Below are 22,917 nucleotides of genomic sequence, written 5' to 3'. Positions count from 1 at the left end.
GCAGATGGACCCTAACGATCACTCCGGCGACCACTACGGCAACGCTTCGGACGACGAAGTCGAACGCATCGTCGCGCAAGGACCGAACGGCGCGATCGCGGTCGCGGGCGTCGCCGCCGTGGTCGTCCTCGCGATATGGATCGGCTTCTACTTTCTCGTGTTCCTGCCGCGCGGCGTCATTCACTGATCATGTCGACCCAACCTTCCCATTCTCCAGACAGCGGTCATGCCGTCTCCGTGCGCTCGGAGCGTCGCTGGGCGTACTTCGTCATCGCGATCGTCGTGTTCATGCTCGTCCTCGTCGTGTACTCGGGGCTGCACTGGGCGATGATGCCGCCGTCGCGCGTCGAGACCATCGATCCGTCGCGGCTGCAGATGTCGGGCGAATTCGTCGAGAGCAATCTCGGCAGCGCCGTCGAGCCCGACGGTTCGGTCGTCGTGCGCTTCATCGCGCAGCAGTACTCGTTCACGCCGCAATGCCTGCTGGTGCCCGCCGGCACCGACGTTACCTTCCGCACGACGAGCGCCGATGTCGTGCATGGCCTGCTCGTCACCGACACGAACATCAACACGATGGTCGTGCCCGGCTACGTCGCGACGTTTTCCTCCTCCTTTGACAAACCCGCCGATCATCTGATGCCGTGCCACGAGTTCTGCGGCTTCGGCCATCAGACGATGTGGGCGCACGTGAAGGTCATCGACAAGGCCGCCTTCTTCGAACAGGCAAAACAAAACCGGAGGCTCAGCTGTGTTTCACGCTAAGCGACTCGTTCTCGCGCACTTCTGGCTCGCGTTCATCTCGTTCGGAGTAGCGCTGCTGCTGGGCGCATGGCAGATGCTCGTGCGCAGTCCGCTGCATCCGTGGATCGGCGACCCGGAGCTTTACTACCGTTCGGTGACGGCGCACGGCACGGTGATGGCCTATGTGCTGCCCACGCTGGTCGCGATGGGCTTCGGCTACGCGATCGTCGAACTCGCGCTTCAACAGGCGCTGGTCGGCCTGAAGTGGGCATGGGCCGCGCTGATCGTGCTCGCGGTGGGCGCGGTGATGGCGATCGTGCCCGTCGCGGCCGGCCAGGCATCGGTGCTCTTCACGTTCTATCCGCCGATGATCGGCAGCCCGTTCTATTACCTCGGCGTCGTGCTCGTCGTCGTGGGCTCGTGGATCTGGGTCGCGCTGATGGGCATCAACCTGCGCATCTGGAAGCGCGCGAACCCCGGCAAGCCGGTGCCGCTCGCGATGTATGCGAACGTCGCGGGCGCCTACCTGTGGGCGTGGACGGCCGTCGGCGCGGCGCTCGAAATCCTCTTCCAGATCCTGCCCGTCGCGCTCGGCCTCAAGACGACCATCGACGCCGGCCTCGCGCGCGTGCTCTTCTCGTGGACACTGCACGCGATCGTCTACTTCTGGCTGGTTCCGTCGTATATCGCGTACTACACGCTGGTGCCGCGCGCGATCGGCGGACGGCTGTACAGCGATTCGATGGCGCGTGTGTCGTTCGTCCTGTTCCTCGTGTTCGCAATGCCGATCGGCATTCACCATCTGTTCGCCGATCCGCAAGTGGGCGCGGGCTTCAAGTTCGTTCATGCAGTGTTCACGGGCATGGTGTCGGTGCCGACGCTGCTCACCGTGTTCACGATTTGCGCATCGGTGGAAATCGCCGGGCGGCTGCGCGGCGGCAAGGGCGCATTCGGCTGGCTGAAGGCTTTGCCGTGGGACAACCCGATGATGCTCGTCATTGCGTTCTCGTTCATCATGCTTGGCTTCGGCGGCGCGGGCGGCCTCATCAACATGAGCTACCAGCTCAACGAGACGATTCACAACACGCAGTGGGTCACGGGCCACTTTCACCTGATCTTCGGCGGCGCGATCGTCATCATGTACTTCGCGATCGCGTACGAACTGTGGCCGCAACTGACGGGCCGCGCGATCGGCTCGCTGAACCTGATCCGCTGGCAACTATGGCTGTGGTTCATCGGCATGATGGTCGTCACGCTGCCCTGGCACTACGTCGGCCTGCTCGGCGCGCCGCGCCGGATGGCCTACTACGACTACAGCAATCCCGCGATTGCGCCGCAAGCAATCTGGGTTGCCGTGTCGGCATTCGGCGGCCTGATACTCGTGATCTCCGGTCTGCTGTTCCTCTACATCCTCGCGAAAGCGCAGTTCGGCGCGATCGAGCAGCCGAAGCAGTTCCGCTTCAGCGCGCCCGTGCATCCCGTCGAGCGCGTGCCGGCCGCGCTGAACAGCTTCGGCCTGTGGGTCGCGCTGATGATCGGTTTGACGGTCGTGAACTACAGCGTGCCGATCGCGCAGTTGCTCGGCTTGCAACAGACGTCCGTGCCGGCCGTCGCAGTGGGAGCACGGTGATGAGCGAGGAACGCGTATTCAGCTTCAGCAACCGGTGGTTCACGTCGAGCGTCGGCGGCGTGATCGTGATTGCTGTCGTGTCGATTCTGATCGGCTTCATCTGGCTGCCGTCGAAGCATTCCGACTTCACGCAACGCGGACTCTGGGCGACGATCTGTAGCGCGGCGGGCGCGCCGTCGTCGTGGTACACGCAAAACGGGAACATCGCGGGCCCGGCGCCGAGCAATGTGGTCGTGCTGCCTCCTGCGCCGCCGTTGAGCCGCCCGAGTCCCGATGCAGTTTCAGTCGGGCGCGGCGCAACACTCGCGCAGAACTGCTCGATGTGCCACGGCGTGGAGAGCCTGATTCAGGTCACGGCGCCCGTGCTCGCGGGGCAATACGCGGACGTGGTCTACAAGCAGTTGCGCGACTATCAGAGCGGGCAGCGCATGAACTCGATCATGCCGCCCATCATCCGCCACCTGAACGACCGCGATCTGCACGATCTCGCGAACTACTATTCGACGCTGCCGCGCCCGCCCGCCGTCGAAAAGGGCACAGTCGAAGACGCGAGCATCCGCAAGCTCGTCAACGAAGGCTCGCCGATGCGCAACATCGCGCCGTGCGCCGCGTGTCACGGCGAGCGCGATCGCAAAGGGTCCGCGCCGTGGCTGGGCGGGCAGTCGTCGGTGTATATGGCGGCGCAGTTGCGCGCGTTCACCAACGGCGATCGTCATAACGACGTCAACGAACAGATGCGTAACGTCGCGCGCAACATGACGCCGGAAGAAATCGACGGCGTGGCGAAGTATTACGCAGTGCGGCCTTAAGGACCTGAGGACCTAAGTTCTTGGGGTTATAGGCTGCCGCGCGCATTGCGCTAGAAAACAAACGGCCGTACAAGCGTTGAAGGCTTGCACGGCCGTTCTGTTTTGCTTCGATAACGACGCGCGAGTTACCGGTGCTACTCCCCTGCTTCACGCACCTTCATCCGCCGGCGATGCGAAGAAGTGAGCCACGTCTCCGCCATTCCATTCGCCGGCGTGCCTAGACGGCTTCGGCCGTCTCCAGCGATACGTCCACATCTGGCTTCTGCGCGACCGTGTGATGCGCAACGGCACGCGGCGACGAGGCGCGCGCGCCATCGGTGCGGAACACGGAAACAGCCTCCGTGAGATGCCGCGCCTGCTCTTCGAGCGAACTCGCGGCTGCTGCGGCCTGCTCGACGAGCGCGGCATTCTGTTGCGTCACCTCATCCATCTGCGCGACGGCGACGTTCACCTGATCGATACCCGTGCTCTGCTCGTTCGCCGCTTCGGCGATCTCGCTCATGATCGCGCTGACGCGCGCAATCGCGTCGACGATTTCTGTCATCGTCGAGCCCGAGCGCTGGACGAGATCGGCACCCGCCGTCACACGGTCATTCGACGCGCCGATCAATCCCTTGATCTCCTTCGCCGCTGCCGCGCTACGCTGCGCAAGCGAACGGACTTCGCTCGCGACGACGGCAAAGCCGCGCCCCTGTTCGCCTGCGCGTGCCGCTTCGACAGCGGCGTTCAACGCGAGGATATTCGTCTGGAACGCGATGCCCTCGATCACGCCGACGATATCAGCGATACGCCGCGAGTCGTCGACGATTTGCTGCATCGTGCCCACCACCTGCTGCGTGAGCTCGCCGCCTTGCGCCGCGAGCGTCGATGCGCCTTGCGCAAGCGAGCTGGCCTGCTTCGCGTTGTCGGCCGTCTGCTTGACCGTCGACGTAAGTTCTTCGATGCTCGCCGCCGTCTCTTCGAGCGAGGCCGCCTGCTCTTCCGTGCGCTGCGACAGATTCGTATTGCCCGCTGCGATTTCGCTCACGCCTGTGTCGATCGAATCGGTGCTGTGGCGCACCGTGTTCACCGTCGCGATCAGCGACTCCTGCATCCTGCGCAGCGCCGCAGCGAGGCGGCCCATTTCGTTGTCGCCGGTGCTTTCGATGCGACCTGTCAGGTCCCCGTGCGCGATGCGCTGGAACTGCTCGATCGTGGCGTCGACGGGATGCACGATCGCGCGAACCATCACGACGCGTCCGATCCACGAGAAGATCAGCGTGCCCGCCATGCCGATCGCAACAGCAACGCAGACGGCATAGAAGAGCTGTTGCGCATCCTGATAGCGCTTTTCGGCATGATCCAGTTGCACCTTTTCGAGCGCCAGCATCGGCTTTTCGTAGGCGCTATACAGCGGCGACAATTTATGCCCCTGCAACTCGTGGAACGCCGCCTTGTCGCCGGCCTTGAGCGCCGCCATTGCAGGTTCGACGCCTTCGTGCAGGAACGCGTCGCGCTTCTCCTGCATCTCCTTGATGAGCCCCTGCTCGTCGGCCGCATTGCCCGCAGCGCGCAGGAAATTGGCGAGACGTTCGTTCGACACCTTCAGATACGTATCGAACCGCTTGAGTACGGCGTCGGCGCCTTGCTGATCGTTCAGTTCGTTGAGCGATGAGTACGTCGCGAGCGAGAGGCGCAGGCGAAGCAGTTGCCCCGCGCTGCCTTCGAGGTCCGCGACGGCGGGCGTATCGACCGTATACATCCGCTGCAACGACGCATTGCTCGCACGCAGCGACAGCAGTCCCGCCGCCGCGCCGATCAGCAATACGATGCCGAATAGCACGATCATCAACGTGAGGTATGTGCGTATCGAAAGACCTTTCAACATGAAGCATGTCTCCTATGGCCGCCTGACCGGAATCTCCAGAGTTCCGTGGCAGGATTGCTGCGCCCAGGCCGCCAGGCAAGGTCCGCAACTCGATTGAACATTAAGCAGATGCACCACACTGCCAGTTACGGCTGATTTGCCAAAAACTTTATGGCCTGCCGGGAAGCGTTCTGCCGGAAGGCCGCCGGGCTTGATCTCGCGCAATCTCGGCCGAAACGCCGGGCGTGCCGTGGATCAACCGACGTTGAGTCCGCCCGCGGCGTCGAAGATCCCGCGCAGCCATTGCGCGAACGCCCGCACGCGCGACGACAACTGGCGGCTTTGCGGATACAGCACCGTGACGGGCATCGGCGGCGGCGGAAACTGCGGCAGCACGACGACGAGACTGCCCGCGGCGAGTTCGTTCAGCACCCGATAGCGCGGCACCTGCACGAGACCGAGTCCGGCGACCGCCGCGCCCGTGTACAGATCGGCGCCCGTCACCGACACGATCGCCTTGAGATTCGCTTCGACCACGCGTTCGTCGACGGTGAATTCGAGCGGCATTGCACTGCCCGTCGCGCTCGATATGTAGTTGACGGCACGATGCGTCGCGAGCGCGGCGAGATCGGCTGGCAGGCCGTGCCGTTCCAGATACGCGGGGCTCGCGAGCGTCACCTGTTCGAGCCGCGCGACGCGCCGCCCCACCATCGACGAATCCTGCAGGTTGCCCGCCCGCAGCACGCAATCGACGCCTTCGCGCACGAGATCGACGAGCCGGTCGTCCTCGCCGATATGCAGTTCGATGCCCGGATAGCGTTCGAGAAAATCCGGCAGCGCCGGGACGATGAAGTGCCGCGCGAGCGTACCCTGCAAGTTCACGCGCAACAGTCCTTTCGGCGCCGCGTTGCGGAAAGAGCCTTCAGCCTCTTCCATATCGGCGAGCAGACGCACGCAGCGGCGGTAATACGCTTCGCCGTCGGGCGTGAGGCGCACGGTGCGCGTGGTGCGCTCGAGCAAACGCGCGCCGAGCCGCTGCTCCATCCGCTTCATCAGGTTCGTGACAGTGGCGCGCGGAATCTGCAGATCGTCGGCGGCACGCGTGAAGCTTTGCCGCTCGGCGATGCGGACGAACACCTGCATTTCCTGGAAACGGTCCATGACGGCTAGCTCCGCCGCCTCATGCGGCACATTGTTGAAGTAAATGGAACGATGATAGCAACTCCCGACCGATTATCTCTTCCATGAAATATCCGATCATCCTTTCACCGAATCACTACTTCGAGGAACGGGATCATGAATAACGTGAAGAACGCCAAGGTGGCTATCGTGACGGGCGCATCGCGCGGCATTGGCGCGGCCCTCGCGCGGCGGCTCGCCACCGATGGATTTGCAGTCGTCGTCAACTACGCGGCGAGTTCGAAGGAAGCGGACGCGCTCGTCGCGGAACTGAACACACAGGGCGCGGCTGCGATTGCGGTGAAAGCGGACGTGTCGAACGCCGACGACGTGCGCCGCATGTTCGAAACGACCGAGCAGCAGCTCGGCAAGGTCGACGTGCTCGTCAACAACGCGGGCATCATGAAGCCGCTGCCGCTCGCCGACACCAGCGACGCGCTCTACACGCAGACTTTCGACATCAACGTGCGCGGCACTTTCAATACGCTGCGCGAAGCGGCGGCGCGGATGAACAACGGCGGGCGCGTCGTCAACTTTTCGAGCACCGCGCTCGCGCTGAACATGCCGGGCTACGGGGTCTACAACGCGACGAAGGCGGCCGTCGAAGCGTTCACGCATGTCTTTGCCAAGGAACTGCGCGGCCGCGACATCACCGTGAATGCGGTCGCGCCGGGACCCGTCGCGACCGCACTGTTCCTCGAAGGCAAGACGGAAGAGCAGATCCAGAACTTCGCGAAGATGCCGCCGCTGCAACGCCTGGGACAGCCGGAGGATATTGCGTCCGTGGTCTCGTTTCTGGCAGGGCCGGATAGCGCGTGGGTCAACGGGCAGATTCTGCGGGCGAATGGGGGGTTGGCTTGAGGCAAGGAGCGGGGCTTTGGATGATTGGCTCCTTATGCTTGCTCTTGCAACAGTCGCGACAGGCCTGAGCATAAAGAAACACCCCGCTCGAAGGCGGGGTGTTTTCCTGTTCGCTCGACGCGCGGTGTTTCGCTGCGCCGGAGAGTTTTTGCGCGGGACGCGTCAGAACGGAATATCGTCGTCCATCTCGTCGAATCCGCCGCCGGCCGGCGCGCTCGGACGGCTCTGACCGCCACCGCCACCACCGCCGCCCGACACACGGCCACCGCCGCCACCGCCCGACATGCGGCCGCCACCGCCGCGCTCCATCGACTCGCCACGGCTATAGCCGCCGTCGTCACCGCCGCTGCCGCCAGAACCGCCGCGGCCGCCAAGCATCTGCATCTGGTCAGCGACGATTTCCGTCGAATAACGGTCGGTGCCGTCCTGCGCCTGATACTTGCGCGTGCGGATACGGCCTTCGATATACACCGACGAGCCCTTTTTCAGGTACTCCGACACGATTTCCGCGAGGCGCCCAAAGAACGACACGCGATGCCACTCAGTCATTTCCTTGAATTCGCCCGACTGCTTGTCCTTGTAGCGATCGGTCGTGGCAAGGCGGATGTTCGCCACTGCGTCACCGCTCGGAAGGTAACGGACTTCCGGATCGGCGCCGAGATTGCCGACGAGAATGACCTTGTTCACGGATGCCATGAGTTTCTCCTGTTGATTCCGTTTCCGGCGACGCGGCACCGATGGCTTTCTACGCCAGGGCCGCCTGTGTCAATGACCGGAAAGCGCGCCCCCGCGCCCCGTTTGACCGCCGCCTTTAAATTCGTGCCGTAAAAGATTTATGCCTTGCGCGGCGGCTGCTTCATGCTCGCGGCGATTATAAGCCAGCAAGCTACGAGCCCCGAGCATGCAAAAAACACGGCACTTTGTCCATCCACTTTCAGCAGCCAGCCGCCGATCACGCCGCCCATTGCGAGGCCGATCGATTGCGTGGTGTTGTAGACGCCCGCCGCCGCGCCCTTGCGGTTGCCCGGCGCCAGTTTCGACACCAGCGAAGGCTGCGATGCTTCGAGAATATTGAAGCCGAGAAAGTAGACAAACAGGATCGCCGCCACAGCCATAATGGTATGCGCTGCGACACCGAGCAGTAACTGGCCGATCAGGATAAGACCAATCGCACCCAGCAGGACGGCCTTCATCTTGCCGCGCTTTTCGGCGGCGATGATCGCAGGCACCATCATCACGAACGCCAGCCCCATCACGGGCAGGTAAATCTTCCAGTGCGACGCGACGGGCAGGCCACCCGCTTCAAGAATGCGCGGCACGACGAGGAAGAGCGCCGTTTGCGTCGCGTGAAGCACGAGCACGCCGAAATTGAGGCGCAGCAGCTCACGATTGTGCAGGACTTCGCGGAACGGCGCGGGCACGTGAACGGGCTTCGGCGCATCCGGCACGATCCACAGCACGACGCCGATCGCGAGGATCGAGAACACGCCGACGAGCGCGAACAGGCCGCTCATGCCGACCCAATGGAACACGATCGGCGCGCCGACGATCGCAACCGCGAACGATACGCCGATCGATCCGCCAACCATCGCCATTGCCTTGGTGCGATGCTCTTCGGCCGTCAGGTCGGCGATGAACGCGATCACCGCCGACGACACCGCACCCATCCCCTGAATCACCCGTCCGATGATGATCCACGTCATGTCGTGCGCGAACGCGGCGACGAAGCTGCCGAGCGCGAAGATCAGCAGGCCCGTCGCGATGACGGGCTTGCGGCCGACCTTGTCCGAGATCCAGCCGTAGAAAATATAGAGCAGCGATTGCGTGACGCCATACGCACCGAGCGCGATGCCGACCAGCAACACGTTCTCGCCGCCCGGAATCGTCTTCGCGTAGATCGAGAAGACGGGCATGATCATGAAGAGACCCAGCATGCGCAGCGCGAAGATCGCGGCAAGCGACACGGTCGCGCGCAGTTCATGCGCGCTCATGCGTGAAGAGGTGGCGGACGGATTGGACATCGGGAGCGATATTCGAATGAACGGACGGCGAACCGCGTGGGCCCGCATGCGCAGCTTCTGACGCGTGCAGCGCTCGCGCCGGCCACCTGTTGCCTTGCAGACGACGGAAAACGCCTCACATACAGGTCGCACACAGGCAGTTCACCGCGACGCTGGACCGCAAAAAAACGACGGTTTCGTATCAGTCAGCACGCCGTTTGCGGGCTGTCAGGAAGCCGTAACGGCGGTCTGGAAAAGTCGTTATAGTAGCAGGTTTAGCCTTCTCCTCTTCCCGCCGGTTCATGGAACAAATCCGTATCCGTGGGGCTCGGACCCACAACCTGAAGAACGTCAATCTCGACCTGCCGCGTCACAAGCTGGTCGTGATTACGGGCCTGTCCGGCTCGGGCAAATCGTCGCTGGCCTTCGACACACTTTACGCCGAAGGCCAGCGCCGTTATGTGGAGAGTCTGTCCGCATACGCCCGCCAATTCCTGCAACTGATGGAAAAGCCGGACGTCGACCTGATCGAGGGTCTGTCGCCAGCCATTTCGATCGAGCAGAAAGCGACGTCGCACAACCCGCGCTCGACGGTCGGCACCGTCACCGAAATCCACGACTACCTGCGGCTTCTTTACGCACGTGTCGGCACGCCGTATTGCCCGGACCACGAAATTCCGCTCGAGGCGCAAAGCGTCTCGCAGATGGTGGACGCCGCGCTCGCGCTGCCCGAAGACACGAAGCTGATGATCCTCGCGCCCGTCGTCGCGAATCGCAAGGGCGAGCACACCGAACTGTTCGAAGACATGCAAGCGCAGGGCTTCATCCGCTTTCGCGTGCGCTCGGGCGGCGGCACCGCGAACGAAGGCGTCGCGAAGATCTACGAAGTCGACTCGCTGCCGCAACTGAAAAAGAACGACAAGCACACGATCGATGTGGTCGTCGACCGTCTGAAGGTGCGGCCCGACGCGAAGCAGCGTCTCGCCGAATCGTTCGAAACGGCGCTGCGTCTCGCCGACGGCCGCGCGATCGCGCTCGAAATGGATACGGACAACGAGCATCTGTTCAGTTCGAAGTTCGCGTGCCCGATCTGCTCGTACTCGCTGCAAGAACTGGAGCCGCGCCTCTTCTCGTTCAACAATCCGATGGGCGCGTGCCCGGAATGCGACGGCCTCGGCCAGATCACGTTCTTCGATCCGAAGCGGGTGGTCGCGCATCCGTCGCTGTCGCTGGCGGCGGGCGCCGTGAAGGGCTGGGACCGGCGCAACCAGTTCTACTTTCAGATGCTGCAAAGCCTCGCGGCGTTCTACGAGTTCGATATCGACACCGCGTTCGAGGACCTGCCGGAAAAGGTGCGCCAGATTCTGCTGTACGGCTCCGGCAAGCAGACCGTGCCGTTCTCGTACATCAACGAGCGCGGGCGCACTTCGGTGCGCGAGCATGTGTTCGAAGGGATCATTCCGAATCTGGAGCGGCGTTATCGCGAGACGGATTCCGTCGCGGTGCGTGAAGAGCTCGCGAAGTATCAGAACAACCAGGCGTGCCCGTCGTGCGAAGGCACGCGTCTGCGGCGCGAAGCGCGGTTCGTGCGCATCGGCGCGGACGGCGACGCGCGCGCGATCTACGAAGTGAGCGGCTGGCCGCTGCGCGACTCGCTCGGCTATTTCCAGACGCTGCGGCTCGAAGGCGCAAAACGCGAAATCGCCGACAAGGTCATCAAGGAAATCGTCGCGCGCCTGATGTTCCTGAACAACGTCGGGCTCGATTATCTGTCGCTGGAGCGCAGCGCCGAAACGCTGTCGGGCGGCGAGGCGCAGCGCATCCGGCTCGCGTCGCAGATCGGCTCGGGACTGACGGGCGTGATGTACGTGCTCGACGAGCCGTCGATCGGCCTGCATCAGCGCGACAACGACCGCCTTATTTCGACGCTCAAGCATCTGCGCGATCTCGGCAACTCGGTGATCGTCGTCGAGCACGACGAGGACATGATCCGGATGGCCGACTATGTCGTCGATATGGGACCGGGCGCGGGCGAGCACGGCGGCATGGTGATCGCGGAAGGCACGCCCGTCGAAGTGCAGGCGGACCCGGCTTCGATGACGGGCCAGTATCTCGCGGGCACGCGCCGCATCGAATTCCCCGACGACCGCAAGCAGCCCGACGAGCGCCATCTGCGCATCGTCGAGGCTTATGGCAACAACCTTAAGCGCGTGACGCTCGATCTGCCCGTCGGTCTTCTGACTTGCGTGACGGGCGTTTCGGGCTCGGGCAAGTCGACGCTGATCAACGACACGCTCTATCACGCCGTCGCGCAGCACTTGTACGGCTCATCGACGGAGCCGTCGCCGTTCGAGGCGATCGAAGGCCTCGAGCATTTCGACAAGGTCATCAACGTCGACCAGTCGCCGATCGGCCGCACGCCGCGCTCGAATCCCGCGACGTACACGGGCGTCTTCACGCCGATCCGCGAACTGTTCGCGGGCGTGCCCGCCGCGAAGGAACGCGGCTACGATCCGGGCCGCTTTTCGTTCAACGTGAAGGGCGGACGCTGCGAATCATGTCAAGGCGACGGCGTGCTGAAGGTCGAGATGCACTTCCTGCCGGACGTGTACGTGCCGTGCGACGTGTGTCACGGCAAGCGCTACAACCGCGAGACGCTCGACATCCAGTACAAGGGCAAGAACATCAGCGAAGTGCTGGAGATGACCGTCGAGCACGCGCACGAGTTCTTCCGTGCCGTGCCCGTCGTCGCGCGCAAGCTGAAGACGCTGCTCGACGTCGGCCTCGGCTATATCCGCCTCGGCCAGTCGGCGACCACGCTGTCGGGCGGCGAGGCGCAGCGCGTCAAACTCTCGCTGGAACTGAGCAAGCGCGATACGGGTCGCACGCTTTATATCCTCGACGAACCGACGACGGGCCTTCATTTCCACGATATCGCGCTGCTGCTGGAAGTAATCCATCGGTTGCGCGATCAAGGAAATACGGTTGTCATCATCGAGCATAATCTCGATGTGATAAAAACAGCCGACTGGGTCATCGATCTCGGTCCCGAAGGCGGCGCCGGCGGCGGTCAGATCATCGCGCAGGGCACGCCGGAGCAGATCGCGAAATCGAAGGCAAGTTTTACCGGCCGGTATCTCGCGCCGCTATTGCTGCGCGGCTCGGCGGCTGGCGTATCGGCAGCGGAAGCACGGGCCGCATCGGTTGAATCGACGGATGCGGAATCCGGCGAACCATCCGACGATGAAACCGGCGAGGCCGAGGCAACAGGAAGCGACACCACTGCAGAATCCGCAAAAACAGCCGTAAAACCGGCGAGGGCAAAAAAGGCCGTCGCCGCCGATGCACCGAAACGGGCTTCGAAATCGACAGCGAAGCCTGCGGCAGGAACGGCAAAAGCGACAGCAAAAGCCGGCAAGCCGAGCGTAAAAACCCGAGGTTGGAGACAATAGAAAGCCATGGCCAAGCGTAATCCGGCCCGCGATGACGGGCAGGTGCAGGATCTGCGCCCTCGCCCGGTCAGGCTGACCAGCGACATGAGCCTGCCGAAACTGTCGGCGGTCGAGATCGGCAGCTATGTCGTCGCGCTGCTCGCGATGTGGGCGGTGCTCGAACTGAAGCTGCTGGGCGCGCTGCTCGCCGGCATGCTTGTGTTCCAGCTCGTCCATACGCTCGCGCCGCGCATCGAAAAGCACATGTCGAGTTATCGCGCGCGCTGGTTCGCGGTGGTGATTCTGTCCGCCGTGATCGTCGGCGTGCTGACGGGCTTCACCGTCGCGATCATCGAGCACTTCGAGAGCGACGTGCCGAGCGTCCAGAAGCTGCTCGACCAGGCGATGTCGCTGATCGACCAGGCGCGTGGCCGCCTGCCACAGTTCATCGCGCAGAACCTGCCCGTCTCCACCGAGCAGATGAAGGAAAAGGCCACCGTGCTGATGCAGACGCATGCGAGCACGCTCTCGCAAGGCGGCAAGAACGCGGCGCGCATCTTCACGCATGTGCTGATCGGCATGATCATCGGCGCGATCGTCGCGGTCGGCGCGCAGAAGCACATTCAGCGGCTGCCGCTGTCGACGGCGTTCATCGCGCGCGTCAGCCGTTTCGCCGATGCGTTCCGCCGCATCGTGTTCGCGCAGATGAAGATCTCCGCGATCAACACGGTGTTCACGGGCATATTCCTGCTGTTGCTGCTGCCGCTCTTCCATGCGCCGCTGCCGATGGCGAAGACGCTCGTCATCCTCACGTTCATCGTCGGCCTGCTGCCCGTGATCGGCAATCTGATCTCGAACACGCTGATCGTCGCAGTTGCGTTGTCGGTGAGCTTTCCGGCGGCCGTGACGGCGCTCATCTTCCTGATCCTGATTCACAAGCTCGAATATTTCCTCAACGCGCGCATCATCGGCGGACAAATCGAGGCGCGCGCATGGGAACTGCTCATCGCGATGCTCGTGATGGAAGCCGCGTTCGGCATTCCCGGCGTGATCGCTGCGCCGATCTTCTATGCGTACATCAAGCGCGAACTGATCTATCTGCGGCTGGTGTAGCGCATCGCAACGAGGGCATCGACGCAAAAAGGGCGACCGCGAGGCCGCCCTTTTTGCATGTGCGCTTCGATGTGCGCTTCGATGTGCGCTTCGATGTGCGCTTCGATGTGCGCTTCGATGTGCGCTTCGATGTGCGCTTCGATGTGCGCTTCCACGTACGCTTCATGTCCACATCGCCGCGGCAATCAGAAGTCGATGCGCGCGTTGAGCGACAGTGTGCGCGGATCGCCCGGCGAGATGTAGTCCGCGTACTGGTATTCCCAGTAACGCTTGTTCGTGATGTTGTCGATCGCGGCACGGAACGTCACGCCGTAGCCGCCGATACGCGTCGCATACGACGCGCCGACGTTGAACAGCGTGTAGCCGCCCGCTTTCAGATCACCGGCCGGACGCACGGTCGTGTTGCCCGTGAACTTCGCGTCGGCGCCGACTCTGAGGCCGGGCACGTACGGCACGTTGTACGTCACATGGCCCGCCGCGACGAAACCGGGCGCGCCCGCGACGCGGTTGCCATCAAATGACGAGCCGCGCTCGTACTTCGTATGCAGCCACATCAGGTCGCCGCCGACCGTCCAGTTCGCGCCGAGCCGTACATCGGCGCCCGCTTCGACGCCCTCGAAAATCGACTCGCCATCCTGAACGTAGACGTTCGCGCTATTCGCATACTCCGCGCCGCGCTCGATGCGGAACAGCGCCGTGCTCGCGCTCCAGCGCGCATGCTCGCTCTTGATGCCGACTTCGTACTGCTTGCTGCGCAGCGGCTTGAGCATCTGGCCGGCGTTCGCATAAGTGAAGTCGACGATCGAGCCGGGTTCGAGCGATTCGACATAGCTCGTGTAGAGCGTGGTCGTCGGCGCGAGCTTGAACATCAGCGCGACTGTCGGCGTGAGCACGCCGCTCTGGCTGTAGTGCGAACTGGTCGCGCCCGTCAGCGTGTAGCCGTTCTGCTCGTAGTTCGTATAACGGACACCGCCGAGCACCGACCAGCGTTCGGTCAACCGGATCGTATCGCTCGCGAAGAGCGCTTTCTGCGTGATGTCGCCGGCGCGATAGGTCGATAGTCCTTCGGGGCTGTAGAACAGGTTCGTGTTCGGCGAATAGAGATTGCCCGTGCCGATCTGCTCGTAGACGCTGTTCGCTTCGTTCTCGTTCACCTGCTTCTGCCACGCCGCGCCAAATACCAGCTGATGCTCGAACGGTCCCGTCTTCACGTTGCCTTCGACCATCGCCTGCCAGAGGCTCAGCCGATGTCCTTCCTTGCCGGCGAAGCGGAAGTCCGTATAGTCAGCGGCCGGGTTCTGGAGGAAGAACGTGCTTTCGTTGCGATCGCGGAAGCTCTTGCTGAAGCTGTATATCAGATGCGCGGTCCAGTCGGGGCTCAGGTTGTAGTGAACGCCCGCCGTGTAAAGCTGGAGATTCGTGTTTAGATGCTGCGACGGATTGCCGAGGTTGTCGGTCGAGCCGCTGAGCGTCGTCGGTAGCGACGTGCCGACGTATTGCGCCGTCGAGATCGAGCCGCCCTGCCCTGTCGTGTGCTGGTCCTGATACAACGCGCCGAACGTCGCGCTCAGGTCGCGCGTGATGCGCGCGTCGAGCGCGAGCGAGAATGCGTTGCGGCGAAGCGTGCCGTCGTTGTACGTCTGCCCTTCTTCGTGCGTCGCGTTGAAGCGATAGCCGAACATGCCGTTCGGACCGACGCGGCCACCGAGGTCGGCGTGTTCGGCCCATACGCCGTCCGTCCGATAGCCGACGTCGACGCTGCGAATGGGCGTGCCCGAAAGCGGCGGCTTCTTCGTCACATAGTTGACGACGCCACCGGGCGCGCCAAAGCCGTACATGAAACCGGACAGGCCCTTGAGCAATTCGACGTTCTCGAGCTGTTCGTACGGCATCGTGATGCCGTAGCTGTTGAACGGCAAACCGTCGATCTTGAAGCCGTTTTGCCAGTCGAGCTGCATGCCGCGCACGCTCAGATACGTGGCCCATGCGCTGTACGGATTGCCGTTGTCGGAGACGGACGCGTCGCGCGCGAATACGTCGCCGAGCTTTTGCGGCTGCATGTCCTGCAGTTCCTCGCTCGTCACGACCGTCGTCGAGTACGGCGTGTCGAGTTGCGTGCGCGTGCCGAGCGCACCGCCGCCGATGTCGGCGTTCAGATGCTGGGGCGAGTCCTGCGCGGCCGTCACCTTGACGGCGGGCAACGATTTCTCGGCGGCGGCGTCGTTTGCTGCGTCCGCGGATTCCGCGGCAGCACTCGACGCATTTACCGGCGCGTCCGTCTGCGCGTAAACGTTTTGGTTCCCGGTAAACGCCAGCATCACCGCTATATACATGACGCCGATCGCCGGTACATTCGCCTTTCCGCGTTGTTTCTTACCTACCCCTTGTTCAGCAGCGCTTTTCATTGTTGTTCCAGACAGTCAGTCGATTTATTTTATACAAATACGAATCATTCGTATTTACAGCAAACGAATGATGCCCGGAACCGTGGGATTTCTGTAAGCGCCTAGATGCGACATTTCGTCGCATGCACATCCAACGGAGGCCGTGGATCGGTTGTCCGTCTGCCTGCGAAGCCGCCGCTGACAAAGAAAATATGCGCCGCGAGCGCCCATGAAATCTTGCGACATCGGTGCTCGCCCCATAAGATGCGAATAATTCTTATTTGCAAGGAAGCAACGCGGTCATGTCTGTTACTTTTTTGCGGTCGACGGCCGTCGCTTTCGACGGAATCCGCGTATGAGACCCGCGCTCGTTCGACTGCATCGCTGGTTCGGCATCGGGACGGCGCTGTTTCTGTTCGTCGCGGGACTGACGGGTGCGCTGATCGCGTGGGATCACGAACTCGACGCGGCGCTCAATCCGTCGTTCTTCGACGCGCGCACCCACGCCGCGCCGTTGCCGTCGCTGGAACTCGCGCGCCGCGTCGAGTCGAGCGACCCCCGACTGCAAGTGACCTATCTGCCGCTGGCGGCTGAAAAGGGACACACGCTGCAAATGATGGTGATGCCGCGCGTCGATCCGAAAACGAACCAGCCGTATCCGCTCGACTTCAATCAGATCGCCGTCGATCCCGCCACGGGCGACATTCAGGGCAGGCGTGAATGGGGCGCGCTGTCGGTCGCACGGATCGATCTGCTGCCATTCATCTACAAGCTGCACTACACGTTGTTTCTGCCGTTCACGCATGGCGTCGACATCGGCACGTGGCTGATGGGCATCGTCGGCATCGTGTGGTTTTTCGATAGCGTGATCGCGCTCGTGCTCGCGTTTCCCAGCGCGAAGGCGTGGAGAAAGTCGTTTGAGTTTCGCGTGCGGCGCGGCGGCTACGCGCTCACGTTCGATCTGCACCGCTCGGGCGGCGTATGGATCTGGGGGCTGCTGCTGATCGTCGCGGTGACGTCGGTCTCGATGAATCTGTCGACGCCCGTCGTGCAGCCGATCGTCAAGCTGTTCTCGACGCTCACGCCGACGCCGTTCACCGATCCGTCGATGCTGCCCAACGCCAAACCCAACGACGACCCACTGCCGCGCGAGCAGATTCTGAAGGCCGCAGAACAGGCGCGTATCGAAAAACACATCGATGCGCCGCCAGGCGCGATCTATTACGCGCCGGCGCTCCATGTGTACGGCGTCGGCTATTTCGGAGCCGGCAACGATCACGGCGACGGCGGCCTCGGCAATGCATGGACGTACTGGAACGCGCGGACAGGCCAGGCGCTCGGCGCTCAGATTCCCGGCCAGGGCACGGCGGGCGACCTCTTCATGCAGGCGCAATTCCCGCTGCATTCAGGGCGCATCCTCGGCATCGGCGGACGCATTCTGGTCAGCTTCGTCGGCGTGATGGTGGCCGTGCTGAGCGCGACGGGCCTGTTGATCTGGCTAAAGAAGATGAACGCGCGCCGCCATGCGACGATCGCGCGAGACGCAAAGTCACGCGCCGTTCGCGCGCAAACCGAAAGCGCGACGTCGCAATAAAAAACCGGCGCGGTCGCTCACGACCCGCGCCGGTTTTAGCGAAAACGGAAGCGAATCAGCGGAACACAACCGTCTTGCTGCCGTTCAGCACGATACGGTGCTCGACATGCCACTTCACCGCGCGCGCGAGCGTCACGCATTCGACGTCGCGGCCGATCGCCGTCAGTTGATCCGGCGTCATGCTGTGATCGACGCGCTCCACTTCCTGCTCGATGATCGGGCCTTCGTCGAGATCCGTCGTCACGTAGTGCGCCGTTGCGCCGATCAGCTTCACGCCGCGATCGAATGCCTGGTAGTACGGCTTCGCGCCCTTGAAGCTAGGCAAGAACGAATGATGGATATTGATCGCGCGCCCCGCCAACCGCTCGCACAATTCCGGCGACAGTACCTGCATGTAGCGCGCGAGCACGACGAGATCCGCCTTGCATTCGTCGATCACTTCGAGCACGCGCGCTTCCTGCTGCGCCTTCGCGTCCTTCGACGTCAGCGGGAAATGATGAAACGGAATATCGTAGCTCGCGGCGAGCTGGTAGAACTCCTTGTGATTCGAGATGATGGCGGGAATCTCGATGTTCAGCTGTCCCGTGCGATAGCGGAACAGCAGATCGTTCAGACAGTGGCCGATCTTCGACACCATGATCACGACGCGCGGCTTCACGTTCGCGTCGTGCAATTCCCAGCGCATGCCGAACTGTTCGGCGAGCGTCGCGAACGCATCGCGCAGCGCGTCGAGGCCGGGATCGCCGCCCACTTGTTGAAAGTGGACGCGCATAAAAAATTCGCCCGTGTGGCTGTCGCCGAATTGCGCGGAGTCGAGGATGTTGCTGCCGCGCTCGAACAGAAAACCCGACACGGCGTGAACGATGCCGGGCCGATCGGCACACGACAGTTTGAGAATAAAGCTGTGTTCGGTCGACATGACCTCGGTGACTCCCTTCTTCAGTGCGTGTTTCGTAGAGTGTGATGCGGCGCTTCAGGTGCGCGTGCGCGTTCGTCCGTCAGCATCAGTCGAAGACGAGTGGCTCGAACAGCGCGTCGATGCCTGCACACGCGTCTTCGTCGATCCAGCGGCGGCGCAGCAGGCAATCGAGTGTCGCGAGGCTCGCATCGACCGTCATTGCGCCTTCTTCGATCGACTGCGCGACATCTTCGATGCGCGCCAGCCGATGCTCGCCCACTTCGCCATCCTGATTGCGCGGCGCGAAGTCTGCGGGCAATGCGAGGTCGTAGATGAAAATCTGCTCGGCCTGCGTGCCTTCGAGCAACGATTGCAACACATGCACCGTGCGTCCCGCGACCGCGCGCGCGGCGATCTCTTGCGGAATGCCCGCTTCTTCCCAGCACTCCTTGACGATCGTTTCAGCGAGACTAAAGCCCCAGCCGATGCCGCCCGCGACGACGTTGTCGAGCATGCCCGGATCGGTCGCCTTGGTGTCGCTGCGGCGCGCGATCCACAACTGCGGCGCGCGATCTTCATATTCTACGACGCCGTTGAGATGCACCGCGTACGTCATCGTGCCGAAAAAGCGTGACGCTGCGCGCTCGATATACGCGAGCGGCGGCGCGTCGAACGCATTGCGGATCGCGTAGGTTTCGTCGCGCCAGCCGGGAATGCAGCCGTCGGCGGCAAGCGCGCCGATCACCGAACCCAGCGCCGCGCTACGCAGTGCGACCGTGTTGAATCGCGGCGCCAGCACAACGTTCTTCGCATCGATGTCGAACACATCGGGCCAGCGCGCGAGCAGCGGCACGTCGGTCGCGCGAATCCAGCCGACGCGCTCCCCGTCGATCACGAACGGAAGATGCCGCGCAGGATCGAAGCGGCGCGCGGCGGCGATGCAAGGCAAAGACATGAAAGCTCCAGACAGCGTGATACGTGTTGACGATCCAGCCAACGTCTCAAGTGGCAAACAGCGAACCGATCAGATCAGTCGCGCAGCGCGACGCGGATACCGATCGCGATGAACGTCGCGCCCGCGAGCCGGTCGAGCCACACGCCCGCGCGCGGGCGACGCTTCAGCCATCCGCCGATCACACCCGCGCACACGCCGAACAGCGAGAACACGACGACCGTTTGCAGCATGAACAGCACACCCAGTTCGAGCATCTGCAACGTGACGCTCTGCGCGCCGTGCGGATCGACGAACTGCGGCAGGAACACGACGAAGAACAGCGTCACCTTCGGGTTCATCATGTTGCCGATCACGCTTTGCCGGAAGATCGACGAAAGCGGCTGCGGCGGGCGCTCGTGCGCTGTTGCAAGACCGTTGCTGCGCAGCGCCTTGATACCGATCCACACGAGATACGCGGCGCCCGCGAGCTTGATGATCTGGAACGCGACAGGCGACGAGCGCAGCACGGCGGCGACGCCGAGCGCCGCGAGCGTCGTGTGAAACGAAATGCCCGCGGCAAAGCCGAGCGCGGCGACGAAGCCCGCCGCGCGTCCTTGTGAAATGCCGCGCGCGAGCACTTGCAGATTGTCGGGGCCGGGCGCGAACGTGATCGCTATCGATGTCGCGAGAAAGAGCAGGAAATTGGGCATCGCTCAGAAACTCCGTTGGAAAGAATCAGTGACCACCGAATGCCGTCACGGTGAAAAGCGGCAGACCCGCATCGCGCAACAGCTTCGAGCCGCCGAGATCGGGCAGATCGACGATCGCCGCGCCTTCGACCACCGTCGCGCCAAGACGCTCGAGCAGCTTCTTGCCCGCCATCATCGTGCCGCCCGTCGCGATCAGATCGTCGACGATCACGATTCGGTCGCCGGGCTTGCAGGCGTCCTCATGAATTTCGACGGTCGCCGTGCCGTATTCGAGCGCATACGATTCGGACACCGTCTTGTACGGCAGCTTGCCAATCTTGCGGATCGGAATGAAGCCGAGGTTCAGCTCGTACGCGAGAATCGGCCCGATGATGAAGCCGCGCGCGTCGAGCCCCGCGATGTAGTCGAGCTTCTGGTCGATGTAGCGCTGCACGAACAGGTCGATCAGCACGCGCAGCGTTTTCGGGTTTTGCAGCAACGGCGTGATGTCGCGAAACTGCACGCCGGCCTGCGGCCAGTCGGGCACCGTGCGGATCTGGCTGTTGATGTATTCGGCCGGATCGAATGGCTTGTTCGCAGGCGCGTTGGACATGATGACTCCAGACGGGTCGTCGAAGACCCCGATGTTTCCAGTGAGTTGCTTGAATACGGCGAGCGTTCGTCGAGCGCCGCCGCGTGATCGGTGCCGGTGAATGGCGGCAACGTCAGGCCGCCGCCGCGCCCGGTCGCCGAAGCTTCGACAGACGCTCCTCCGCTTCCGCCAGCGCTTCGGGCAGGCCGCGCAGCACGACGATGTCGCTTGCGCGAAGTTTAGTCGATGGATCGGGCTCGACGCCGCGAATGCCGTGCCGCCGGATCGCCGTCACTTCGACGCCGAGATCGAAGAGGCCGAGTTCTTCGAGCGTGCGCCCGACGGCATCGGCCTTCTCGTCGACGGGGACCGATTGTAGCCGCACCTGTTCGTGACCGTCGTCGTCATCCACGTCGTCCGCGCCGTGGAAATAGCCGCGCAGCAGGCTATAGCGCTCGTCACGCAACTCCTCGACGCGCCGCACGACGCGCCGCATCGGCACGCCCATCACGACGAGCGTGTGCGACGCGAGCATCAGACTGCCTTCGACGATTTCCGGAATCACTTCCGTCGCGCCCGCGGCAAGCAGCTTTTCGAGGTCGCTGTCGTCGACGGTGCGCACGATGACGGGCAGCGTCGGTTCCAGTTCGTGGATGTTGTGCAGCACGCGCAGCGCCGACGGCGTGTTCGCATACGTGATCGCGACGGTCGCCGCGCGATGGATACCCGCCGCGAGCAACGACTCGCGCCGCCCCGCATCGCCGAACACGACCGATTCACCCGCCGCCGCGGCCGCCGCCACGCGATCGGGATCGAGGTCGAGCGCGACGTACGACAGCCCTTCGTGCTCCAGCATCCGCGCGAGGTTCTGCCCGGCGCGACCGTAGCCGCAGATGATCACGTGGCCCGTTTGCTTCAGGCTTTGCGTCGCGATGCGCGTCATCTGCAACGACTGCATCATCCATTCAGTCGACGACAGCCTCAGCACGATGCGATCCGCGTTCTGAATGAGGAACGGCGCGGCGAGCATCGACAGCAGCATCGCGGCGAGAATCGCCTGCAGGAACGTCGCGTCGACGAGATGTTTATCGAGGATCAGATTGAGCAGCACAAAGCCGAACTCGCCCGCCTGCGCGAGCCCGATGCCCGTGCGCATCGCCACGCCCGGCGTCGCGCCGAACAGCCGCGCGAGCCCCGTGATCATCACGGCTTTCAGCAGCAGCGGGCCGATCAGGAACGCGAGCACGACGAGCGGATGCGTCCAGATCACGCGCGGATTCAGCAGCATGCCCGTGGTCACGAAGAAGAGACCGAGCAGCACGTCGCGAAACGGCTTGATGTCCTCTTCCACCTGATGCCGGTACGGCGTCTCGGCGATCAGCATGCCCGCGATGAACGCACCGAGCGCGAGCGACAGGCCGAACCTGTCGGTGATGAACGCCGCGCCGAGCGTGACGAGCAGCAGATTCAGGATGAACAGTTCCTGCGAACGGCGGCGCGCGACGACGTTGAACCAGCGCGTCATGAATTTCTGCCCGACGATCAGCAGCAGCGACAGCGCGATCACGATCTTGATCGACGCGATGCCGAGCGACCTGACGAGATCGTCCGAGTTTCCGCCCAACGCCGAGATGATGATCAGAAGCGGCACGACGGCGAGATCCTGGAACAGCAGCACGCCGAAGATGTTGCGGCCGTGCTCGGTCTCGATCTCGAGCCGCTCCGCGAGCATCTTGCTGACGATGGCCGTCGACGACATCGCGAGCGCGCCGCCCAGCGCGACGCTGCCCTGCCACGAAATGTGCACCCAGCGCTCCAGCACCATGCCGAGCGATACCGCGACGGCCACCGTGCCGAGCACCTGCAGCAGGCCGAGGCCGAATACGAGCCGGCGCATCGAGCGCAGTTTCGCGAGCGAAAACTCCAGCCCGATCGAGAACATCAGGAACACGACGCCGAATTCGGCGAGATTCTGCGCGCCGACGGAATCGGGCACGAGGCCGAACGCGTGCGGCCCGACGACGATTCCAACCGTCAGATAACCCAGCATCGGCGGCAGGTTCAGATAGCGGAACACGACGACGCCCACCACTGAGGCCAGCAGCAGAAACAGCGTCATTTCGAGCGGGGAAATCATCGGCAAAAGCGCATCGGAGAGAGCGTCCTGGTTCGTCAGCGAAGCTACGCGCAAACGCCCGCGCAGCAAGGTCGAAGGG

19 protein-coding genes are annotated in these 22,917 nt (G+C 63.2%); 8 read left to right on the top strand and 11 right to left on the bottom strand.

Features of this window, described 5'->3' with window-relative positions; genetic code table 11:
- Positions 1 to 4: 4 nt before the first annotated feature.
- From AABE10_RS06100 to AABE10_RS06085, 4 genes are read left to right on the top strand one after another with little or no spacing between them, the layout of a single operon-like run.
- Positions 5 to 187, top strand: coding sequence for a hypothetical protein (locus AABE10_RS06100; protein ID WP_087734115.1), 183 nt, complete (start codon positions 5 to 7; stop codon positions 185 to 187).
- 2 nt (positions 188 to 189) lie between these two features.
- The gene (locus tag AABE10_RS06095; protein WP_342932406.1) at positions 190 to 762 is read left to right on the top strand and encodes a cytochrome C oxidase subunit II; all 573 of its coding nucleotides are present in this window, start codon (positions 190 to 192) and stop codon (positions 760 to 762) included.
- On the top strand, positions 749 to 2,371 hold the full coding sequence (locus AABE10_RS06090; protein ID WP_342932405.1) for a b(o/a)3-type cytochrome-c oxidase subunit 1: 1,623 nt from the start codon (positions 749 to 751) through the stop codon (positions 2,369 to 2,371). The genes AABE10_RS06095 and AABE10_RS06090 overlap by 14 nt, the downstream gene beginning before the upstream one ends.
- Positions 2,371 to 3,180 carry a c-type cytochrome gene (locus AABE10_RS06085; protein WP_342932404.1) on the top strand — a complete coding sequence of 270 codons (810 nt, stop codon included), beginning with the start codon at positions 2,371 to 2,373 and terminating at the stop codon, positions 3,178 to 3,180. The genes AABE10_RS06090 and AABE10_RS06085 overlap by 1 nt, the downstream gene beginning before the upstream one ends.
- 217 nt (positions 3,181 to 3,397) lie before the next feature.
- On the opposite strand, the gene AABE10_RS06080 is transcribed toward AABE10_RS06085, so the two are convergent.
- Together AABE10_RS06080 and AABE10_RS06075 are read right to left on the bottom strand one after the other, a co-directional pair.
- Positions 3,398 to 5,047 (bottom strand): methyl-accepting chemotaxis protein, encoded by a 1,650-nt coding sequence (locus AABE10_RS06080; protein ID WP_342932403.1) that lies wholly within the window; start codon positions 5,045 to 5,047, stop codon positions 3,398 to 3,400.
- A 234-nt stretch (positions 5,048 to 5,281) separates the two neighbouring features.
- Positions 5,282 to 6,187: a LysR family transcriptional regulator gene (locus AABE10_RS06075; RefSeq protein ID WP_342932402.1), complete on the bottom strand. Its 906-nt coding sequence runs from the start codon at positions 6,185 to 6,187 to the stop codon at positions 5,282 to 5,284.
- A 135-nt stretch (positions 6,188 to 6,322) separates the two neighbouring features.
- On the opposite strand from AABE10_RS06075, the gene AABE10_RS06070 reads away from it, so the two are divergent.
- Positions 6,323 to 7,066 (top strand): SDR family oxidoreductase, encoded by a 744-nt coding sequence (locus tag AABE10_RS06070; protein WP_342932401.1) that lies wholly within the window; start codon positions 6,323 to 6,325, stop codon positions 7,064 to 7,066.
- Between the two features lie 162 nt (positions 7,067 to 7,228).
- On the opposite strand, the gene AABE10_RS06065 is transcribed toward AABE10_RS06070, so the two are convergent.
- Both AABE10_RS06065 and AABE10_RS06060 read right to left on the bottom strand, forming a co-directional pair.
- A complete protein-coding gene (locus AABE10_RS06065; RefSeq protein ID WP_342932400.1) occupies positions 7,229 to 7,762 on the bottom strand; it encodes a single-stranded DNA-binding protein in 534 nt (177 codons plus the stop codon).
- A gap of 137 nt (positions 7,763 to 7,899) precedes the next feature.
- A complete protein-coding gene (locus tag AABE10_RS06060) occupies positions 7,900 to 9,087 on the bottom strand; it encodes an MFS transporter (RefSeq protein ID WP_342932399.1) in 1,188 nt (395 codons plus the stop codon).
- Positions 9,088 to 9,368: 281 nt separating this feature from the next.
- Between AABE10_RS06060 and uvrA the strand changes: the two genes are divergently transcribed.
- Together uvrA and AABE10_RS06050 are read left to right on the top strand one after the other, a co-directional pair.
- Positions 9,369 to 12,518: an excinuclease ABC subunit UvrA gene (gene uvrA / locus AABE10_RS06055; RefSeq protein WP_342932398.1), complete on the top strand. Its 3,150-nt coding sequence runs from the start codon at positions 9,369 to 9,371 to the stop codon at positions 12,516 to 12,518.
- A gap of 6 nt (positions 12,519 to 12,524) precedes the next feature.
- Positions 12,525 to 13,610: an AI-2E family transporter gene (locus tag AABE10_RS06050; RefSeq protein WP_342932397.1), complete on the top strand. Its 1,086-nt coding sequence runs from the start codon at positions 12,525 to 12,527 to the stop codon at positions 13,608 to 13,610.
- Here the strand turns inward: AABE10_RS06050 and AABE10_RS06045 are convergent.
- Both AABE10_RS06045 and AABE10_RS06040 read right to left on the bottom strand, forming a co-directional pair.
- Positions 13,592 to 13,765, bottom strand: a complete 174-nt coding sequence (locus AABE10_RS06045; protein ID WP_342932396.1) for a hypothetical protein — start codon at positions 13,763 to 13,765, stop codon at positions 13,592 to 13,594. The two genes, AABE10_RS06050 and AABE10_RS06045, sit on opposite strands and share 19 nt — an antisense overlap.
- A 30-nt stretch (positions 13,766 to 13,795) precedes the next feature.
- Positions 13,796 to 15,928 carry a TonB-dependent siderophore receptor gene (locus AABE10_RS06040; protein ID WP_428983285.1) on the bottom strand — a complete coding sequence of 711 codons (2,133 nt, stop codon included), beginning with the start codon at positions 15,926 to 15,928 and terminating at the stop codon, positions 13,796 to 13,798.
- Between the two features lie 421 nt (positions 15,929 to 16,349).
- Between AABE10_RS06040 and AABE10_RS06035 the strand changes: the two genes are divergently transcribed.
- A complete protein-coding gene (locus AABE10_RS06035) occupies positions 16,350 to 17,588 on the top strand; it encodes a PepSY-associated TM helix domain-containing protein (RefSeq protein ID WP_342932394.1) in 1,239 nt (412 codons plus the stop codon).
- A gap of 55 nt (positions 17,589 to 17,643) precedes the next feature.
- On the opposite strand, the gene purU is transcribed toward AABE10_RS06035, so the two are convergent.
- The 5 genes from purU to AABE10_RS06010 all read right to left on the bottom strand — a co-directional run bounded on the left by purU (position 17,644) and on the right by AABE10_RS06010 (position 22,838).
- On the bottom strand, positions 17,644 to 18,507 hold the full coding sequence (gene purU / locus AABE10_RS06030; RefSeq protein WP_342932393.1) for a formyltetrahydrofolate deformylase: 864 nt from the start codon (positions 18,505 to 18,507) through the stop codon (positions 17,644 to 17,646).
- An 85-nt stretch (positions 18,508 to 18,592) separates the two neighbouring features.
- Positions 18,593 to 19,441 carry an NUDIX hydrolase gene (locus tag AABE10_RS06025; RefSeq protein ID WP_342932392.1) on the bottom strand — a complete coding sequence of 283 codons (849 nt, stop codon included), beginning with the start codon at positions 19,439 to 19,441 and terminating at the stop codon, positions 18,593 to 18,595.
- A gap of 74 nt (positions 19,442 to 19,515) precedes the next feature.
- Complete coding sequence (locus AABE10_RS06020; protein ID WP_342932391.1) at positions 19,516 to 20,130, bottom strand: LysE family translocator; 615 nt, start codon at positions 20,128 to 20,130, stop codon at positions 19,516 to 19,518.
- A gap of 25 nt (positions 20,131 to 20,155) precedes the next feature.
- A complete protein-coding gene (locus AABE10_RS06015) occupies positions 20,156 to 20,722 on the bottom strand; it encodes an adenine phosphoribosyltransferase (protein ID WP_342932390.1) in 567 nt (188 codons plus the stop codon).
- 112 nt (positions 20,723 to 20,834) lie between these two features.
- The gene (locus AABE10_RS06010; RefSeq protein WP_342933074.1) at positions 20,835 to 22,838 is read right to left on the bottom strand and encodes a cation:proton antiporter; all 2,004 of its coding nucleotides are present in this window, start codon (positions 22,836 to 22,838) and stop codon (positions 20,835 to 20,837) included.
- Between the last annotated feature and the right edge of the window lie 79 nt (positions 22,839 to 22,917).

The sequence above is a fragment of the Paraburkholderia diazotrophica genome, from assembly GCF_038900755.1.
Lineage (GTDB): Bacteria > Pseudomonadota > Gammaproteobacteria > Burkholderiales > Burkholderiaceae > Paraburkholderia > Paraburkholderia diazotrophica_A.
The sequence above is the reverse complement of the archived record's forward strand: the minus strand, read 5'-3'. Positions and strand labels throughout refer to the sequence as shown.

Coding starts and splice junctions, on each gene's coding strand:
- AABE10_RS06100 (WP_087734115.1), top strand. CDS start 5: ATGGACCCTAACGATCACTCCGGCGACCACTACGGCAACGCTTCGGAC.
- AABE10_RS06095 (WP_342932406.1), top strand. CDS start 190: ATGTCGACCCAACCTTCCCATTCTCCAGACAGCGGTCATGCCGTCTCC.
- AABE10_RS06085 (WP_342932404.1), top strand. CDS start 2,371: ATGAGCGAGGAACGCGTATTCAGCTTCAGCAACCGGTGGTTCACGTCG.
- AABE10_RS06080 (WP_342932403.1), bottom strand. CDS start 5,047: ATGTTGAAAGGTCTTTCGATACGCACATACCTCACGTTGATGATCGTG.
- AABE10_RS06075 (WP_342932402.1), bottom strand. CDS start 6,187: ATGGACCGTTTCCAGGAAATGCAGGTGTTCGTCCGCATCGCCGAGCGG.
- AABE10_RS06070 (WP_342932401.1), top strand. CDS start 6,323: ATGAATAACGTGAAGAACGCCAAGGTGGCTATCGTGACGGGCGCATCG.
- AABE10_RS06065 (WP_342932400.1), bottom strand. CDS start 7,762: ATGGCATCCGTGAACAAGGTCATTCTCGTCGGCAATCTCGGCGCCGAT.
- AABE10_RS06060 (WP_342932399.1), bottom strand. CDS start 9,087: ATGTCCAATCCGTCCGCCACCTCTTCACGCATGAGCGCGCATGAACTG.
- uvrA (WP_342932398.1), top strand. CDS start 9,369: ATGGAACAAATCCGTATCCGTGGGGCTCGGACCCACAACCTGAAGAAC.
- AABE10_RS06050 (WP_342932397.1), top strand. CDS start 12,525: ATGGCCAAGCGTAATCCGGCCCGCGATGACGGGCAGGTGCAGGATCTG.
- AABE10_RS06040 (WP_428983285.1), bottom strand. CDS start 15,928: ATGCTGGCGTTTACCGGGAACCAAAACGTTTACGCGCAGACGGACGCG.
- AABE10_RS06035 (WP_342932394.1), top strand. CDS start 16,350: ATGAGACCCGCGCTCGTTCGACTGCATCGCTGGTTCGGCATCGGGACG.
- purU (WP_342932393.1), bottom strand. CDS start 18,507: ATGTCGACCGAACACAGCTTTATTCTCAAACTGTCGTGTGCCGATCGG.
- AABE10_RS06025 (WP_342932392.1), bottom strand. CDS start 19,441: ATGTCTTTGCCTTGCATCGCCGCCGCGCGCCGCTTCGATCCTGCGCGG.
- AABE10_RS06020 (WP_342932391.1), bottom strand. CDS start 20,130: ATGCCCAATTTCCTGCTCTTTCTCGCGACATCGATAGCGATCACGTTC.
- AABE10_RS06015 (WP_342932390.1), bottom strand. CDS start 20,722: ATGTCCAACGCGCCTGCGAACAAGCCATTCGATCCGGCCGAATACATC.
- AABE10_RS06010 (WP_342933074.1), bottom strand. CDS start 22,838: ATGATTTCCCCGCTCGAAATGACGCTGTTTCTGCTGCTGGCCTCAGTG.